The sequence below is a fragment of the Spirosoma pulveris genome (assembly GCF_054781875.1).
Genome location: NZ_BAAGTO010000005.1, coordinates 105,171 through 122,334 on the forward strand (window position 1 = coordinate 105,171; position 17,164 = coordinate 122,334).

The window sequence follows — 17,164 nt, forward strand, 5'->3', positions numbered from 1 at the left end:
TTGTTTCGCCCTGTTAATAGTAGCTAAACCTACTCTCTTCACTTTCTTATAAGTGCGCTGTAGCTATTCCGTATACGCGACAAAGAGACTATGCTGTATCACATTAAAATCAATGATTACTCAAATACGCCGAAGTATCAACAGATTTACAATTCAATTGTCGAAGGCATTGAAAACCAGGATATTTTACCCGGCGACAAGCTACCGTCTATTCATGAGGTATGTGCCGAGTTTGACGTAGCGAAAGGAACAGTAGAACGGGCGTACGAACTGCTGAAAGAAAAGGAGATAATTGGTGCCGTAAAAGGCAAAGGATTCTATATTAACTATACCAAAACGGGCAAAAACTTAAAGATATTTCTCTTATTCAACAAGCTGAGTGCCCACAAGAAAATCATTTATGACTCCTTTGTTGAGTTGCTGGGACCGGGCGTAGCCATTGATTTTTTTATCTATAACAATGACTTCCGCTTATTTCGGGATTTGATTCAACGGCAGGCCCGCAATCACACGCATTACGTTATTATCGGCCACTTTTTTGAGGGGGGAGACAAAGCCGATGAGCTGATCAACAGCCTGCCCAAACACAAACTGGTTATTCTGGATAAACTCATGGAGGGTGTATCGGGGCAGTACGCTGCTGTATTCCAGAACTTTGAGAAAGATGTTTATCAGGCACTTACGGAGGCACTTCCACTCCTAAAGAAATACACGACGCTTAATATTCTCTTTCCGCACTATACTTACCATCCCAAAGCCATTTTGAATGGCTTCTATAAGTTCTGCTTCGAACATGGTTTTGAAACACGCGTCATCAACGACATCAACAACGAAGTGATTCGCCCGCAGAATGCCTATATAAATTTGATGGAAGAGGACCTGGTCGAACTCATCAAGCGAATAAAAACGACGCCTTACATCGTTGGCCAGGAGGTGGGCATATTGTCGTATAATGACACACCCCTGAAAGAATTTTTGCTGGATGGCATCACGGTCATCTCAACAGACTTCGCCCAAATGGGCCGAACGGCCGCTCAACTGGTACTGAATGCCAGTGTAGAACACGTGGAGAACCCGTTCCATCTGGTCATTCGCAAATCTCTTTAACCGGGATTTTGACCAGATTTGAAGGATTGAACAAGATTACTGAAGCAAGCTGATATTGTCAGCACTATTTTTTGGCTGTAATAATCTTGTTTAATCCTTTCTGGTTAAAATCCCGGTTGGGATCAATAGCGCACCACTTTAAACTTTGAAATGCCCCCGTCGAAGCGAATAAGCATTTTCTTTTTGGCAGCATCGTAGCCAGGGCTTACAAACTCTCCGCCACCCACGCTGGTAAAATCGTCCAGCTGCTCAATGTTAAATGCACCGTCTTTCTTGATCCGGCAACCCACTTCTTTGGGCACCCGAACCGTAACGGAAGCCGCACCAACGTCGAGCTTTACATCAGCCTGATCGGCTTTAGCCCCTAGTTTCAGATCGAGTTCAGCGGCTCCTACGCCTAATTTCAGACTTTTTACGGCGTAAGCACTTAAATCCAGGTCGCCCTGGCCAGCACCCAGTGCAACGTCCATTGTCCAGACGGGTGCTGTGTTCAGGTGTACGTCCACCCGGTTTTCGTAGTCACCGTCTTTCAGGTCGATGTCTTGTTTTTCTTCCGTAGGCTTTAACTCAATGGTTGGGATATGCGTCGTTTCATCGCGCTCAACCGACATGGAATAGCTGCCAACCGTTTGTTTTGTATCGGCTTTGATCAGTTCGGTCGTTGGATCACTGATGATGAAACGGCCCGCGCCACCCGACAACTTCAATACAGCCTCCCGGGTTTCGCCACTCATGGGTTCGGCAAAGGTATTCGAATGGGTTTCTGTCCGGTTCGCATCACGCCGGTCGCGCTCGGCCCGGTAGTCGTCTTCGTTGTCGCCATCATCATTTCCATTGTCCTCATCCGAATTGTCATCATCGCCATCCGAATAACTACGGTCGTTATCATCGTCATCGTCATGATTCCAGCGCATATGAAAACCATCGCGGTCACGGTCGTGCGAGAAAAAGCCAAACAGCGTTGTGGGTACGGCGACGGCCAGCATGACCGTTGTGATAAAAGCAGCCGGATTGCCCCGCCGTTCCAGAATCAGGTTAACACCGGCCAGAATCAATAACACAGGCCATAAATTCACCAGCGAGTGCCAGTCTACATCGAGCCAACCTGCCCGCCGTGCCAGAAACAATACACCCAGGGTGAGTAAGAAAATGCCCCAGAATAATCCGTTAGTGCGTTTCATAAGAGTTTTTTGATGTAGGATGTAGGCTAAATGATGTATTTAAACTGCTAAGCGTATACATCATATAGCCTACACCCCACATCATTTATAGTGTTCCGTTATTGGGGTCGTTTTGAGTTGGGTCACTCTTGTAAGGATCACTCTTGTAGGGATCGTTTTGATTCTGATCAAACGGGGTCTTGATCCGGTCCCGGAAAATCAGCCACAAACCGATAGCGATCAGGATGAATGGCCACAAATCGCCGAAACTGATGTCGAAATAGCGATCAATCAGGAAAAGAACACCGAGTAAAATCAGAACAGCTCCACCAACCAGACTACGGTCGGGCGATGCGGGTTTATTGGGATTGTAAGGATTCATGGAAAAAACAGGGTTTGCGTAAATAGTTGATTGAGCCGCAGAACCCGCAAAACGGCGTTCAGGCAATGCGATCCACAAGATAACATAAATGATGAAAGCCGGGAAATGGGGCAGAAAAATCCCAACCACAAAAAGTACCCGCACCAATGTGCGATCAATTCCGAAATAATCTGCAAGACCAGCGCATACGCCCCCAATCTGGGCCTGGTCTGCTATACGTTCTAATCTCTTGTTCATGGCTTCTAGTGCCGGATCGCCGGACCGTTAAAACTGATGTAAACCTAGCCGATGAACGTGTTCTGTGGAAGTAGAATAGGAAGAAAGGACGCGCTTATGGATGGATGTATGTTTTCAATGATAGTAGGTTATACATAGTACTGGATTATGATAAGGTATTGGGTAAACTGCCCACCGACTTCCTCAATCCTCCTCTATCGCTTCCAGAATATCCATTAACTCGCCGAACTCTTTGTTGCCGGGTTGCTCTTCGGCACCTCCGCTCAGGGCAATACCTTTCACAGATAAATCATCGAGTAGCTGGTGGACGTTTCCGACTGATATACCCGTTCCCAAAAGAATTGGGTAGCGAGACGCCTGTCGTTTCAAGAGTTCTTTTACATCTTCATCCAGGTGCATGGGGCCTTTACTTTCCAGCAATACATAATCAGCATTGGTTGCCCCGGTTTGCAGGGTCGTATCGAGTTGGTCGAAGGTGAGTTGAGCAACATCCACCCGTAAGATGAACCGCAGATCGTTCGCTGTATTCGCCAGCGTACTTAGGTACGGCAATAAAGCAGCCTCATCGACCTGTAACAGATCGGGCTGGTAAGTAGCTATCAGTTCTTCGATGATCTCGGGATCAGTCGATGACGTTTCACCAACAATCTGAACGCCAGCCACCCAGCCCCGAATCTCGCCAAACTTTTTTGGGTCAACGTAGTCCGGCGAGTCAGTATCCATCGAAAAGCCAAGCATATCGACGCCCATACCCGCGCAGTAGCGGGCATCACTGAGGTTCGTAACGTTCGAGATTTTGACCAGCGTCTTCAGGGCCATAGTAGTAAAGGGTAGTAAGGATTTTCTGACAATACGTGTCCGCAAAGGTACGGACAGACCCGTATTGTACTACCCGAAGGCCGTCCGTATTGTTCACCAGCGGACAGCCGTGTACGATTTCGGACAGACTATATTTCACCAAATCTTCGCCTGTAAGCTAGAAAGTCCTTTTTTAAGAGTTGGCAAAGCATTTGTTCTACAAAAGTTAATCTTATTCTTTTGGCATGAAACGAACGTACCTGGGTGAGTTTGAAGAACTGGTATTATTGACGGTAGCTGTCCTGCACGAAGGTGCCTACGGCGTTGCTATCACTGACGAACTGGATCGGCAAACGGGCCGATCGGTGAGCATCAGCGCGGTACACGCGGCCCTGCATCGACTGGAAGAGAAAGGCATGCTCAAATCGCAGATGGGCGAAGCCACCGCCGAACGGGGCGGCCGACGGAAACGACTCTTTACAGTTACCGCATTAGGTAGCCGGGCCCTGCACGACATCCGGGCCATGCGCGACCAGTTGTGGGAATCCATTTCGCCAAACGTCTTACCGGCCCTCAGTATATGAACGCATCGCAACCACCCCGCTGGGCCGACCGGCTCCTCGAATGGCTCTGCGCTCCGCATCTACTGGAGGAGGTGCAGGGCGATTTGCATGAGCGATTTACCCGCGAATTAAGCACGATGGGTGCTCGACGCGCAAACCGTAATTACTGGATCAACGTACTGCGCTTTATACGCCCGTTTGCCCTGAAACGCCAACCAGAACGCTATCCTTCAGTCTCTTTATTCAGTCCGGCTATGTTCCAGAACTATCTCAAAATCGCTATTCGTAACCTCGCCCGAAACAAGGCATATTCGGCCATTAACATCATTGGGCTAAGCATTGGTCTGTCAGCGGCCATGTTGATTATGCTGTATACCAAAGACGAAGTTAGTTACGACCGGTTTCATGCAAATAATCCATCCATTTACCGAATCACTAGCAAATCGCTGACACCCGCCGGTATTGTTGAGCAGTTACAGCCCTACACCGGTGTTTTTCCAGGGCCAAAATTCCATGAGGGCGTCCCGGAGATAACCACCTTTGTAAGGTATCGGGAAAACCATCGGGATATGAAGGAGGGCACTGACATTAAAAGCCAGTCCGTTCATTACGCCGATACAAATTTCTTTTCGGTATTCACCTTCCCGCTCCTAAGCGGCAACCCGAAAACCGCATTGCAAAACCCACAATCGGTTGTCATATCAGAAGAGGTTGCGCAGAAAAACTTCGGGACAACAGATGCACTGGGCAAATCGCTGTTTTTCAGGCAGGACGAGCGATTTGAACCCTATACGGTGACGGGTGTGGCCAAAAAGAGCCCCCAAAACTCATCCATCAAATTTGACGTGCTCATGCCCCTGGTGATCGGGGCTGACGAGATGGCCAATAATGAAAACTGGTTCAGTGTCTTCATGAATACGTTTGTACTGGTTAGTCCGGGGGCCAACCTGAAAGCGGTAGAGGCAAAGATGAATCGGGTCTATGTGGCCGATGCCCAGGAGAGTATTAAACTAGTTGCCAAAAAGTACGGTATAACGGGCAAAACGGTGTACACGCTTCAGCCCTTTACCGACATGCACCTGAGCAAAGAGCTACCGGCCAGCAACGGGCTTGTCGACGAGAGTAACCCCACTTTTTCGTACATTCTGTCGGGTATTGCGCTGTTCATCCTGCTGATCGCCTGTATCAATTTTGTCAATCTGACCGTAGCCCGCTCCCTGAAGCGCGCCAAGGAGATAGGCGTCAGGAAAGTGGTGGGCGGGGCCAGAACGCAGCTGATCATCCAGTTTCTGGGCGAGTCGTTTTTATTTTGTCTTGTTGCTTTCCTGCTGGCCATCGGCCTGATCGAACTGGCCCTGCCAACGTTCAATCAACTCGCCAACAAGGCCCTTGCGCTCTCGTATCTGTTTGATGTGAAGTTAGTAGCGGGGTACATCATCCTGTTCATTACCACAAGTCTGTTGTCCGGTTTCTACCCGGCGCTTATTCTGTCGGGCTACAATCCGGTTCAAACGCTGTACAGCCGATTTAATTTGTCCGGCAAAAACTACCTGCAAAAATCATTGGTCGTGCTTCAGTTTACACTGGCCTCTTTTCTAATCATTGCCTCCCTGACCATTTATTCACAGTTCAATTTTCTGACTAATACAGAGTTGGGTTACGACGATAAAAATCTGGTCATTATCGACAAGTCGAACCTGAAACGCAGCGAAGAAAAACTACTGAAAGAAGAGCTGCTTAAAAATCAAAACATTATTGATGTGGCGCCCAAGAATGGCGGTTTTTGGGGGACAGTGGCTAAAATCAACGGAGAAACGCAGATGAATTTTGCTTACGAAACCGTTAATGAATCCTACCTCCCGCTCTTTAAAATACCGATCACACTAGGACGTAATTTCTCTACAGCCTACCCATCCGACTCGTCACATTCGGTATTGGTCAATGAAACGTTCGTGAAAGAAGCGGGCTGGAAGAACCCTATTGGTCAGGTCGTCAATTTCTGGTTCAGAAACGAGAAATATACTGTAGTCGGCGTAGTGAAAGACCATCATTACCAGTCACTAAGTGAGAAAATAAAGCCGCAACTGTTTACCATGAAACAAAGCAATGAGTACGGTAAGGCCTTTATTAAAATCAAACCGGGTACCGAAACGGCCAGCCTTCGGCATATCGAGAAAGTCTTCAAAAAGCTCTTCCCCCTTAATCCCTATTCGTATCAATTTTTAGATCAGGAAAATCTGAAACGGTATGAGTCGGAAGCCAAGTGGAAACAGATGATGCTCTTCGGGGCCATTCTTACCATCTTCATTTCGTGCATCGGGCTTTTTGGCCTGGCGACACTCTCCGCCGAGCGACGTACCAAAGAAATCGGTATCCGGAAGGTGCTGGGTGCATCGGTTGGCAGTGTTGTTCAGCTCTTATCGACAGACTTTCTGAAACTGGTTTCGCTCTCGTTCATCTTCGCATTCCCGGCCGCGTGGTACGCCATGAATGAATGGCTCAACAATTATCCCTATCGAATCAGCATTGGCGTCTGGATGTTCCTGGCTACGGCATTTATTGCCATAACCATTGCCTTTCTGACCGTTGGCTGGCAGTCATTGCGGGCCGCCACGATCAATCCGGTCAAGAGTTTGAAAGCAGACTAAGGGCGAAGGGTATAAGGGAACGATTCAACCTACTTCCTTACTCGTTAAATTCCTCGATGCATCACTTCTCTCCCCTGCCCTTAACTCACTGCTCTTAACCCCATGCCCCTACCCCTATGCCCTCTGCCATAAAACCGCCCCGCCGGGCCGACCGGTTTCTCGAATGGTTCTGCGCTCCGCACCGGCTGGAGGAAGTGCAGGGCGATTTGTATGAGCGATTTATCCGCGATGTGCGGGAGGTGGGCAGCCAACGCGCTTGCCAACGTTACTGGGTCAACGTGCTGCGCTTTGTACGCCCGTTTGCCCTGAAACGACAACCCAGTCCGTATCCCTCATCACCCTTACTACATCCTGTCATGCTACGCAACTATCTCAAAATTGCTTTCCGCAACCTGACAAAGCATAAGGTCAGCACGCTTATCAATCTGTTTGGGCTTACGCTGGGTGTAACGGCCTGCCTGGTCATTTACCTCATTACAAACTACGAACTGAGCTACGATACAACACAGTCCAACCGCGACCGGATCTATCGGGTCGTCGGCGAAGCGCAATATGGGGCAACGGGCGAAAAACACCCGGTCGGTTTCGTTCCCAGCCCGGTGCCGCTGGCCATGCGAACCGAAGTGGCCGGCCTGGAAACGGTGGCGGCTTTTCACAACATTGAATCCGATGTGCTGATCCCCAACGGCAAGGAAAAACCAACGCGTTTTGAAAGTCGGCGACGAACGGGCGGCCCCGCCGACATTATCGTGGCAGAGCCGCAGTATTTCGATATTTTCACGCACCAATGGTTGGCCGGTAATCCTAAAACCGCCATGCGGGAACCGTTCAAGGTAGTTCTGTCTGAACGCAAGGCCCGTACGTACTTTGGCGACATTCCCCTTTCCAGCATATTGGGCAAGGAAGTGATTTATCAGGATTCTGTTCACGTGAGTGTATCGGGCATTGTGAAAGATGAGACGCAGCCCACCGACTTTACCTTCACCGATTTCATATCTTTCCCCACCATACGGGCCAGCCAACTCAAGCGAGAAATCAACCTCGACCAATGGGATGACCTGTGGTCGGCTTCACAGGCGTTTGTTAAACTGCCAGCCGGTACGACTCCCGATCAGTTGACCACTTCATTCCGGCAATTCTCGACCAGGCACTTTCAGGGCGAAATGAAATTCATTCCGGCTTTACAGCCCCTATCCGATCTTCATTTCAATGCCGATTATGATGACAATTATTCCCGGAAGGCCCATCTCCCAACGCTTTACGGCCTAATGGGTGTAGCCGCCTTTATTCTGCTGATTGCGGCTATCAACTTTATCAATCTGGCCACGGCGCAGTCTATGCAACGCGCCAAAGAGATTGGCGTACGCAAGGTGCTGGGCAGCAGTCGCAAAAGCCTCATTTTTCAGTTTATGAGTGAAACGGTCCTGCTCACCTGTGTAGCGGTGTGCGTTGCCTTACTGATCGTGAAACCCATTCTTACGGGCTTAACCTCACTAACCCCAACGGGTCTGTCAGTCGACTTACTGAGTCCGCAAACCTTACTTTTTCTGGTAGTTGTCCTGGTCAGTACGTCGTTGCTGGCCGGGTTGTATCCGTCCGTTTTGCTGTCATCCTATGTACCGGCACTTACCCTTAAAGGGCAGAACGCCCTCAAAGGCGGACAGAAGGGCTATTTACGCAAGGGTCTGATCGTATTTCAGTTTACGGTTTCGCTGGCCTTTATTATCGGCACCCTGATGGTCGGGCGGCAGTTGAGTTTCATGCGCAACAAAGACCTCGGCTTCTCGACCGATGCCATCATTGAGGTGAATACGCTGCGTGACGATAAAAGTCTGGTATTGGCCGAACGCATCAAAAAACTAGCCGATGTGGATCAGGTTACGATGCAATGGTTTCCACCCATGGGCCAGAGTTATATGGTAACAAAACTCAAATACCGGGGCAAGAAAGAGATCGAAATGGACGTTTCGGCCAAGGTGGGCGACGAAAACTTTATCCCGCTGTATCAACTCCGCTTGCTGGCTGGCCGGAACTACCGAAAAAGTGATTCGCTTCGGGAAATGGTCATCAATACGACCTATGCCAAAGCGCTCGGGTTCAAAAAACCCGCCGACGCCATCAACCAACTCATCGACTTCCAGGGCAAACAGGTTCCTGTTGTGGGTGTTGTTGCCGATTTTCACGAACAGTCGTTTCACGAAAAAATCAGCCCCGCGTTTATTGGCTATATGCCGCGTCAAGCCAAAAACATTGGTGTCAGGCTGGCAACCAAAGGCCGTCCGATGGAAGAGGTCAAAGCTACACTGGCCCGCATCGAACAGGAATGGAATGAAGTGTATCCCGACAACAAGTTTTCGTATTCGTTTTTGGATGATTCCATCGCCCGGCTTTACGAAAAAGAGCAGAAAACGGCACAGCTCGTCAACACGGCAACGGCTATAGCTATCCTGATTTCCTGCATGGGTTTGTTTGGGCTGGCGACATTCACAGCCGAACAGCGAACCAAAGAAATTGGCGTCCGGAAAATATTGGGGGCTTCGGTCGCCAGTATCGTTGGGCTGCTTTCCAAAGATTTTCTAACCCTAATCCTGATTGCACTGGTCATCGCGTCGCCGGTGGCCTGGTGGGCTACGGACAAATGGCTAATGGATTTTGCCTACAAAGTGTCTATCGACTGGTGGGTCTTTGCCCTGGCGGGTCTGCTGGCCATCGTCATCACCCTACTAACCGTTGGCTTTCAGAGTATCAAAGCAGCCTTAACAAACCCGGTGCAGAGTTTGCGGAACGAGTAGAGACCATCCTCTTTTACCACCCCCAACCCTTGTCCCATACCGTACAAGTTCTGTCCATATTCGGACAGAACCATTATTCTACACTTTCCCAAAAAGCCCTCCAGGAAGTCCTGGAGGGCTTTTCCTGTTATGGCAAGGCATTTGCTCAGCAAAACTAGAACTAATAAACCGCTATGAAACGGACCTACTTAGGCGAGTTTGAAGAAATCGTACTGCTAACCGTGGCTGTGCTGGAGGGGCAGGCGTATGGCGTAGCCCTCACCCACGAAATCATTGAGCAAACGGGCCGCTCGGTACGCCTGAACCAGATTCACGCAGCCCTTCAGCGGCTGGAAGACAAGGGCATGGTAAAATCTGAAATGGGTGAACCCACTGCCGAGCGCGGTGGCCGTCGAAAACGGCTGTTCACGGTAACCGCCTACGGTCGGCGGACGTTGCAGGAAATTCAGGAAGTGCGTGTCAGCCTGTGGAGTCGGCTGGTCAATCCGTTTAAACCCGTAACCAGCTTATGACAACGCCCCGAAACGTCGGACCACCCCGCCTGGCCGACCGCCTGCTGGAATGGTTCGTGGCCCCTCACCTGCTCGAATCGTTGCAGGGCGATTTACACGAAGAGTTTGTGTATCAGGTGGAGCGTGTGGGCGAACGACGCGCCCGCTTGCGCTACTGGCGGGATGTGCTGGGCTTTGTTAAACCATTTGCCATCAAACGAAAACCGGCAAGCTACCCATTGCTTCAGGGTTCACAATCCAGTCACTACGTATCGTCAAATCATCCAACTACATCATTACTCAACCCTGCTATGATCCGCAACTATTTCAGAACCGCCTGGCGCAATCTGGTCAAAAATAAATTTTACTCGTTCATCAACATTTCGGGCCTGACCGTCGGCCTGGCGGTTGGCCTTCTCATTTTATTATGGGTGCAGGATGAGTTGAGCTTCGACCGGTTCCATACGCACTCGTCGTCTATCTACCGGCTCGAAAACTGGGCGGGTACCGGCAGCAGTCGGCAGATCTGGACAGCCACTGTTGCGCCCATTGCAGGCTTCGCCAAGCGAGAAACACCGGAGGTAAAAGAAGCTGTCCGGCTAACGGAGAACTACTCGTACACCCTCTTCAACTATAAAGACAAGACCATACAGGAGGAGAAGTCGTTCTTTACTGACCCAAGCCTATTCTCGGTATTTGACTTTCCCCTCGTTCAGGGCAACCCGACCAAACCCTTTCCGGACAACAACTCAATTATTCTGACCGAGAGTACGGCCAAACGATATTTCGGCGACGAAAACCCGATTGGAAAAGTACTGGCGGCTAATGACAACACCGCTTTTACCGTCAGTGGCATTATTCGTGATTTTCCGAAAAACTCTTCGATCAAAGGCGATCTGTTCCTCCCTATTTCTTTGTTCTTCAAAAATGTTTACGCAGGCAATAAGGACGGTAAAAACATGGACAATGATTTCTCCCAGTTCAGGTACTATACCTATCTGTTGCTCCAGCCAAACACATCGGTTGCCAGTTTAGCGACTAAACTGCGCACCATTCACCTTCGCAACAAGCCCGACGATACCGACCTGACCTATCTGCTACAGCCGCTGCCCGAGATGCACCTCTACAAAGCCGACGGCACAGAAGGCGGCACAGAAGGCGGCATCGAAACCGTCCGGATGTTCTTCATTATTGCGCTGCTGATTTTGGCGATTGCCTGCATCAATTACGTAAACCTGTCGACGGCCCGCTCGCTGCTGCGCTCCAAAGAAGTAAGTATGCGCAAGATTGTGGGGGCCGCCCGGAGTCAGTTATTCATCCAGTTTCTGGTCGAAACCACGTTGCTCTTTTCGCTGGCAGCCGCGCTGGCCTTTGGCCTGCTGATTGGTCTGCTGCCGTTTTATAATGAACTGTCGGGTAAAGAACTGGTTCTGGATTTTAGCGACTACCACATCTGGCAGATTATTGGACTAACCATTATCGGTACCCTGGCCGCGTCGAGTATCTATCCGGCGGTGTTGCTGTCGTCGTTCGAGCCGCTCAAAGCCCTGAAAGGTAAAGTGTCGGCCCGGCTGAGTGAAGCTTCGTTCCGCAAACTGCTGGTCGTCATTCAGTTCGCGGTTTCTGTTATCCTGATTGCGGGGACGTTTATCATCAACAACCAACTGCAATACATCCGCTCCAAAGAACTGGGGTACGACAAAACGCATGTGTTCGCGTTTAATATGCGGGATATGGGCAAGCACTACGACGCGGTGAAAGCCGACTTACTGAACCAGCCGGGTGTATCGGCTGTCACCCGCGCCAACGCTAATATTATTCAATTGGGTGGCCAAACCGGCGACAATCAATGGGACGGAAAAGCACAGGGGGAAACCATGATGATGCATACAGTAGCCATCGACAAAGACTTCATTCCGTTCTTCAATATGAAGTTGCAACATGGAGCTAATTTCACCGGGGCCGTCGCCGACTCGCTGCATTTTATCCTGAATGAAACGGCGGTCAAAGCCGCCCGACTTACGAATCCCGTAGGCAAGCGGTTCAAGCTCTGGAAACATAACGGTACTATCATCGGCGTGGTAAAGGACTTTCATTTTGCGTCGATGAAACAAAAGATCGAGCCCGCTATATTCTATTACGAACCCGAAAGCCTGGGCGCCATCTATATCAAAACAACCGGCCAGGAGGCCGAACACGCTATTGCCTCGGCGAAACAGTCCTGGAAACAATACAATGCCGACTTCCCGTTCGAATATTTCTTTCTGGACGATGTATTCAATAACCTCTATAAATCCGAGCAGCAAACCGGTCTTCTGTTCACGATCTTTTCGTCCATTGCTATTTTGATCTCGTGCCTGGGCTTGTTTGGTTTGGCAACGTATACGGCACAGGTACGCACCCGCGAAATTGGAGTACGCAAAGTACTGGGAGCCAGCGTTTCCAGCGTTATTCAGCTCCTGGCGAAAGACTTTATTCAACTGGTTATTATAGCCATCATCATTGCCGTTCCAGTAGCCTGGTGGGCTATGAGTCTATGGCTTGAAGACTTCGCGTATCGAATCAATATTGAGTGGTGGATGTTTGCCATCGCCGGTCTGCTGGCACTGGCCATTGCCCTGCTCACTGTCAGTTTCCAAAGCATCAAAGCCGCCCTGATGAACCCGGTTCGCTCCCTACGGTCGGAATGAGTAATGGACAATGGATAATGTGTCCCATGACCACGAAATGACCGCTGAACCCCATTTTTCATTCTTCATTTTACATTATCCATTATGAAACCGAACCGCTTAGCCGACCGCCTGCTCACCCTTGTCTGCGCTTCTCACCGGCTGGAGGAGGTGCAGGGCGATTTGCACGAAGAGTTCGCGTATCAGGTGGAGCGTGTGGGTGAGCGACGAGCCCGCTGGCGTTACTGGCGGGATGTGCTGGGCTTTATCTGGCTCTCTTTCACGAACTGGTTTTTTACCAGAGATCATTCCTCTTCAGACTATTCCTCAACTTCTTTTCTAAACTCAGCCATGTTCCGAAACTATTTCACCATCGCCTTCAGAAACCTCGTCAGGCACAGGACATATTCGTTCATCAATATTGGCGGCCTGGCATTGGGGATTGCAGTCAGTTTGCTCATCCTTCTGTTTGTGATTCACGAACGAACCTACGACCGTTTCCACGCCAATGCTGACCAGATTTTCAGGGTGTATTCCAAAATGAAATTTGGGGAGCAGGAAATTCAAACCGATCGGGTGTCGGCTCGGTTCGGACCGGCTGTTCGGGAAGCCAATTCCGGTGTGCTGGATGTGGTTCGGGTAGCTACAACGCCGGGACGGGTGGTGATCAAAACCAGCCCGGAACGCAAGTTTTTCGAAGATAAATTCATTCTGGCCGACCCATCCTTTCTGTCCATTTTCTCGTTCCCACTGGTAGAAGGGTCCACCCAAACGGCACTCGTCCGGCCAATGACTGTTCTGCTGACCGAACGCACCGCCGAACGCTATTTCGGCCACGAAGATCCTGTTGGCAAAATGATTACCTATAACAACAAGCTCAAGTTTGAGGTAACCGGCGTACTGAAAAACCCACCGTCGAACTCGACCGTACAATTCGACTTTGTTGCTTCCCTGAAGAGTCATCCGGCTATTGAGCAAATACAAAATCAATTGCTCAAGGATGACGAGGTGGCCCTAATGAATCAGCGTGTAGAAGGTGGATCATTTCGCACCTACTTTCTACTTAACTCGTCGGCCGACACATCCAGTATACTTCGCACACTGCCCATGTTGGTCGAGGCATCCGGGGGTACTATGCAGGGAACGCGGTACCTGATCGACCCGCTAACAAGTGTGCATTTAGGTATGAACTTCGGCGATACCGCCAATTCGCGCTATCTGACCATCTTTCTGGGCATTGCGGCTCTAATTCTACTGTTGGCGTTGATCAATTACATGAGCTTAACCACTGCCCGCGCCACCCAGCGGGCCCGCGAAGTGGGGGTCAGGAAAGTGATGGGAGCCGCCCGGAGCGCACTGGCAGGCCAGTTTTACGGCGAATCGATTCTGATAACAGGGCTGGCCTTTTTGTTAGCACTGGTACTGGTCAAGGTGCTTCAGCCCCCGTTCTACCAGCTTCTGCAACTCGATATCGACCCGTCATTCATGTATACACCTGCGTTCGGATTGGCGGCACTGGTTTTATTGATAACCTGCGTGCTACTGTCCGGGAGCTACCCGGCCGTGTTGCTATCCTCTTTTAGTCCGGTTAATGTATTGAAAGGAAACTTAACATCCGGCAAAGGAGGCCCCACAGTTCGGCGGGTTTTCACGGTTGTCCAGTTTGCCGTATCCATTGGCCTGATTGGATGCAGTGTGCTGATTTACCAGCAGGTGCAGCACTTACAGAACCGGAAACTGGGTTTATATAAAGACCGTGTGCTCGTGTTGCCAGTTGATGCCTCGCTCACCCGGCAATACAGTGTGCTGAAACACGACCTGCGCCAGATTCCAGGCGTAGAGAGGGTAGCAGCGGCCTCATCGATACTCTATAAAGAAGGAGGCAGCATTTTCTTTACACAATCGCCGATCACGAAGAAAGACGTTAGCATTCATGTATTATCCGTAGACGATCAATTTGCCGAAACCCTCCAGATTCCCTGGAAAAGCAAACCCGGGCCAACCCGCTTAGCGGCTCCTTACACGGTTGTCCTGAATGAAATAGCGGTACACAAACTGGGACTGGGTAATCAGGCCCTGGGACAGAAGCTATCTTTGGGTGCAGAAAAGAGCGAGGTAGTGGGTATCATGCATAATTTCTACTTTACAAACATCAACGATTCAGACGCCCCACTGGCACTCTTTGTGGCCAAAGATACCGCCAGTGTCATGGCTACGTTCGGAGGCAGTTTGTACATTCGTATTCAGCCCGGCGTCGATTTACAACAAACGGTTGGACGCATTGAAACAGCCTATCGTCAGATCAATGCCGAGAAACCGTTTGAGTATTATTTTCTGGATCAGACCTTCAACAGCATTTATAAATCAGAGGCCCGGCTAGCCAGCTTATTTAGTGCATTCACGGGCTTCGCCTTGTTCATTGCCTGCCTGGGCATGTTTGGCCTGGCGGCTTTCACGGCCGAGCAGCGCACCAAAGAGATTGGCGTTCGGAAGGTGCTGGGGGCTTCCGTTACCAGTATCGTTACACTGCTTTCGGCAGACTTCCTCAGGCTGATTATTATTGCCCTGCTCATTGCTTCGCCGATGGCCTGGTGGGCTATGCATCAGTGGCTGAAAGACTTTGCCTACCGGATTGATATACAATGGTGGGTCTTTGCCCTGGCGGGTGGCCTCACGACAGCAATTGCACTGCTAACCGTTTCGTTCCAGACTGTAAAAGCGGCTCTAACGAACCCGGTGAAGTCGTTAAGGTCGGAATAATGCAGAGACCGCACCGGTCTCTGCATTATTCCGACCTTATACCCCCTGAGCAGGCAAAAAGATCGTTCTGTCTCTTAGAAAAGCGGCAATCCAGATCAGAACCAGCGGCAGAAACGCATTGAAGGGCGTGCCATGCGAGAGCTCGGTAGCCAGTGCACCGGCAAAGTAGCAGGAGAGCAGAATGAAACCCAGCTTCATGGTTTTTGGGTAAATGAACAGAGCGGCAAAGCCGATTTCCATTAAACCCAGAACAATGGCTTTGTCGCCTACTCCCGCTTTGGTGAGTGTATCGATAATTTCCTTGGATTGGGTGAGCTTCATAACACCACTCATAATAGCCATTCCGGCAGCCAGAATGGTGAAAACAATCGTTACGATACGCATTACTTTGGGACTCATAGTCAGTACAATTTTAATAGCCTTTCCGGGCTGTGTTTAGTGGCAACAAACGTAGTCAAACCAACTATCAATTTGTAAGCAGTATACCAAAGGATACCAGTTTCCAATAGGATACTAGGTGACTAACTAAATACCGCTCACTATCTTTAGTCTATGAACGCAACCGTTGAAACCACTGCTCCTGACAATTGTAGACCTACCAGCCATTCCGCAGCCGAATGCACGCAGAGCGCCCAGGCTGTTCAGGACGCCCTCTATGTCCTGAGCGGTAAGTGGAAGCTCCCGATTATCGTTTCGTTGAGTGCTGGCCCCAAACGCTTCGGCGAATTGCAGCGGCTCGTGAAAGGCATAACAGCCAAAGTCCTCAGCAAAGAATTGAAGGAACTGGAAATGAATGAGTTCGCGGTTAGGCGCGTCTACGCCACGATGCCCGTCACCGTCGAATATGAACTGACCGAATACAGCCAGTCGCTAAACAGTATTATCGAAGCCTTACGCGACTGGGGCATTCAGCACCGCGCCCGAATTCTGGGTAAGGATAAGCCGAACGTCTGAATCTCACTGTCCAGATGCGTACAGAATTTGTCCGTTTCTGGACATAACCCGTATTCTTAAAAACATAAAAAGTGCCATTCCTGACCGGGGTGGCACTTTTTATAGTTTGGCCACGCATTTGTTATACATATACGTAACTAATGAACAACCATGAAGGGAACCTACCTAGGTGAGTTTGAAGAAGTGGTATTGCTGGCGGTGGCGATCCGGTCGGGGGATGCGTATGGGGCAGCCATTGTCACGGAGATCGAGCAGCAGATGAACCGCTCCGTGAACCTGGGGGCCGTACACTCAGCCCTGAACCGTCTCGCCGAAAAAGGAATGGTAACGTCTGCATTAGGCGGGGTCACAACTGAACGCGGTGGACGACGAAAGCGACTGTATTCCGTTACGGCGGCTGGCCGTCGGGCGTTGCAGGAAGTCCGGCAGGTACGCAATCAGATGTGGGAAGCCATAGTAATGAATAATGTAGAATGGATAGTGAATAATGGTTAGTTCCGAATAAATTAACTACTCTGGATGTAGTGAATCTATCCCTACGGGTCTTAGCCCGTGTATGAATTGAATTAAAACACGGGCTAAAGCCAAACGCGGCCCGTGGGT

The 17,164-nt window shown here is 50.0% G+C and carries 13 protein-coding genes; 9 read left to right on the forward strand and 4 right to left on the reverse strand.

The window, feature by feature from the left end; genetic code table 11:
- Positions 1 to 90: 90 nt before the first annotated feature.
- A complete protein-coding gene (locus ACYVJM_RS18255; protein ID WP_461149669.1) occupies positions 91 to 1,107 on the forward strand; it encodes a GntR family transcriptional regulator in 1,017 nt (338 codons plus the stop codon).
- A gap of 122 nt (positions 1,108 to 1,229) precedes the next feature.
- Here the strand turns inward: ACYVJM_RS18255 and ACYVJM_RS18260 are convergent, their stop codons facing one another.
- The 3 genes from ACYVJM_RS18260 to trpF form a co-directional block, all read right to left on the reverse strand.
- Entirely contained in the window at positions 1,230 to 2,288 is a 1,059-nt protein-coding gene (locus ACYVJM_RS18260; protein WP_461149670.1) for a LiaI-LiaF-like domain-containing protein, read from the reverse strand.
- An 85-nt stretch (positions 2,289 to 2,373) separates the two neighbouring features.
- Positions 2,374 to 2,886 (reverse strand): PspC domain-containing protein, encoded by a 513-nt coding sequence (locus tag ACYVJM_RS18265; protein WP_461149671.1) that lies wholly within the window; start codon positions 2,884 to 2,886, stop codon positions 2,374 to 2,376.
- 183 nt (positions 2,887 to 3,069) lie between these two features.
- Positions 3,070 to 3,705 carry a phosphoribosylanthranilate isomerase gene (trpF, locus tag ACYVJM_RS18270; protein ID WP_461149672.1) on the reverse strand — a complete coding sequence of 212 codons (636 nt, stop codon included), beginning with the start codon at positions 3,703 to 3,705 and terminating at the stop codon, positions 3,070 to 3,072.
- Between the two features lie 224 nt (positions 3,706 to 3,929).
- Here trpF and ACYVJM_RS18275 point away from each other — a divergent pair, with 224 nt between their 5' ends.
- From ACYVJM_RS18275 to ACYVJM_RS18300, 6 genes are all read left to right on the forward strand, one after another.
- Complete coding sequence (locus ACYVJM_RS18275; protein ID WP_461149673.1) at positions 3,930 to 4,268, forward strand: PadR family transcriptional regulator; 339 nt, start codon at positions 3,930 to 3,932, stop codon at positions 4,266 to 4,268.
- Positions 4,265 to 6,895: an ABC transporter permease gene (locus tag ACYVJM_RS18280; RefSeq protein WP_461149674.1), complete on the forward strand. Its 2,631-nt coding sequence runs from the start codon at positions 4,265 to 4,267 to the stop codon at positions 6,893 to 6,895. The genes ACYVJM_RS18275 and ACYVJM_RS18280 overlap by 4 nt, the downstream gene beginning before the upstream one ends.
- A gap of 116 nt (positions 6,896 to 7,011) precedes the next feature.
- Positions 7,012 to 9,687, forward strand: a complete 2,676-nt coding sequence (locus ACYVJM_RS18285; RefSeq protein WP_461149675.1) for an ABC transporter permease — start codon at positions 7,012 to 7,014, stop codon at positions 9,685 to 9,687.
- 173 nt (positions 9,688 to 9,860) lie between these two features.
- On the forward strand, positions 9,861 to 10,199 hold the full coding sequence (locus ACYVJM_RS18290) for a PadR family transcriptional regulator (protein ID WP_097124455.1): 339 nt from the start codon (positions 9,861 to 9,863) through the stop codon (positions 10,197 to 10,199).
- A complete protein-coding gene (locus ACYVJM_RS18295; protein ID WP_461149676.1) occupies positions 10,196 to 12,868 on the forward strand; it encodes an ABC transporter permease in 2,673 nt (890 codons plus the stop codon). The genes ACYVJM_RS18290 and ACYVJM_RS18295 overlap by 4 nt, the downstream gene beginning before the upstream one ends.
- An 84-nt stretch (positions 12,869 to 12,952) precedes the next feature.
- Positions 12,953 to 15,607 (forward strand): ABC transporter permease, encoded by a 2,655-nt coding sequence (locus ACYVJM_RS18300; protein WP_461149677.1) that lies wholly within the window; start codon positions 12,953 to 12,955, stop codon positions 15,605 to 15,607.
- Between the two features lie 36 nt (positions 15,608 to 15,643).
- Here the strand turns inward: ACYVJM_RS18300 and ACYVJM_RS18305 are convergent, their stop codons facing one another.
- Positions 15,644 to 16,006, reverse strand: a complete 363-nt coding sequence (locus ACYVJM_RS18305; RefSeq protein ID WP_461149678.1) for a DoxX family protein — start codon at positions 16,004 to 16,006, stop codon at positions 15,644 to 15,646.
- A 153-nt stretch (positions 16,007 to 16,159) separates the two neighbouring features.
- Between ACYVJM_RS18305 and ACYVJM_RS18310 the strand changes: the two genes are divergently transcribed.
- Together ACYVJM_RS18310 and ACYVJM_RS18315 are read left to right on the forward strand one after the other, a co-directional pair.
- Positions 16,160 to 16,561 carry a winged helix-turn-helix transcriptional regulator gene (locus ACYVJM_RS18310; RefSeq protein ID WP_461149679.1) on the forward strand — a complete coding sequence of 134 codons (402 nt, stop codon included), beginning with the start codon at positions 16,160 to 16,162 and terminating at the stop codon, positions 16,559 to 16,561.
- A 150-nt stretch (positions 16,562 to 16,711) separates the two neighbouring features.
- Positions 16,712 to 17,056: a PadR family transcriptional regulator gene (locus tag ACYVJM_RS18315; protein WP_461149680.1), complete on the forward strand. Its 345-nt coding sequence runs from the start codon at positions 16,712 to 16,714 to the stop codon at positions 17,054 to 17,056.
- Positions 17,057 to 17,164 lie beyond the last annotated feature (108 nt).

What these genes read in the sequence shown, in the direction of transcription:
- ACYVJM_RS18255 (WP_461149669.1), top strand. Translation starts at nt 91, where the DNA reads ATGCTGTATCACATTAAAATCAATGATTACTCAAATACGCCGAAGTAT.
- ACYVJM_RS18260 (WP_461149670.1), bottom strand. Translation starts at nt 2,288, where the DNA reads ATGAAACGCACTAACGGATTATTCTGGGGCATTTTCTTACTCACCCTG.
- ACYVJM_RS18265 (WP_461149671.1), bottom strand. Translation starts at nt 2,886, where the DNA reads ATGAACAAGAGATTAGAACGTATAGCAGACCAGGCCCAGATTGGGGGC.
- trpF (WP_461149672.1), bottom strand. Translation starts at nt 3,705, where the DNA reads ATGGCCCTGAAGACGCTGGTCAAAATCTCGAACGTTACGAACCTCAGT.
- ACYVJM_RS18275 (WP_461149673.1), top strand. Translation starts at nt 3,930, where the DNA reads ATGAAACGAACGTACCTGGGTGAGTTTGAAGAACTGGTATTATTGACG.
- ACYVJM_RS18280 (WP_461149674.1), top strand. Translation starts at nt 4,265, where the DNA reads ATGAACGCATCGCAACCACCCCGCTGGGCCGACCGGCTCCTCGAATGG.
- ACYVJM_RS18285 (WP_461149675.1), top strand. Translation starts at nt 7,012, where the DNA reads ATGCCCTCTGCCATAAAACCGCCCCGCCGGGCCGACCGGTTTCTCGAA.
- ACYVJM_RS18290 (WP_097124455.1), top strand. Translation starts at nt 9,861, where the DNA reads ATGAAACGGACCTACTTAGGCGAGTTTGAAGAAATCGTACTGCTAACC.
- ACYVJM_RS18295 (WP_461149676.1), top strand. Translation starts at nt 10,196, where the DNA reads ATGACAACGCCCCGAAACGTCGGACCACCCCGCCTGGCCGACCGCCTG.
- ACYVJM_RS18300 (WP_461149677.1), top strand. Translation starts at nt 12,953, where the DNA reads ATGAAACCGAACCGCTTAGCCGACCGCCTGCTCACCCTTGTCTGCGCT.
- ACYVJM_RS18305 (WP_461149678.1), bottom strand. Translation starts at nt 16,006, where the DNA reads ATGAGTCCCAAAGTAATGCGTATCGTAACGATTGTTTTCACCATTCTG.
- ACYVJM_RS18310 (WP_461149679.1), top strand. Translation starts at nt 16,160, where the DNA reads ATGAACGCAACCGTTGAAACCACTGCTCCTGACAATTGTAGACCTACC.
- ACYVJM_RS18315 (WP_461149680.1), top strand. Translation starts at nt 16,712, where the DNA reads ATGAAGGGAACCTACCTAGGTGAGTTTGAAGAAGTGGTATTGCTGGCG.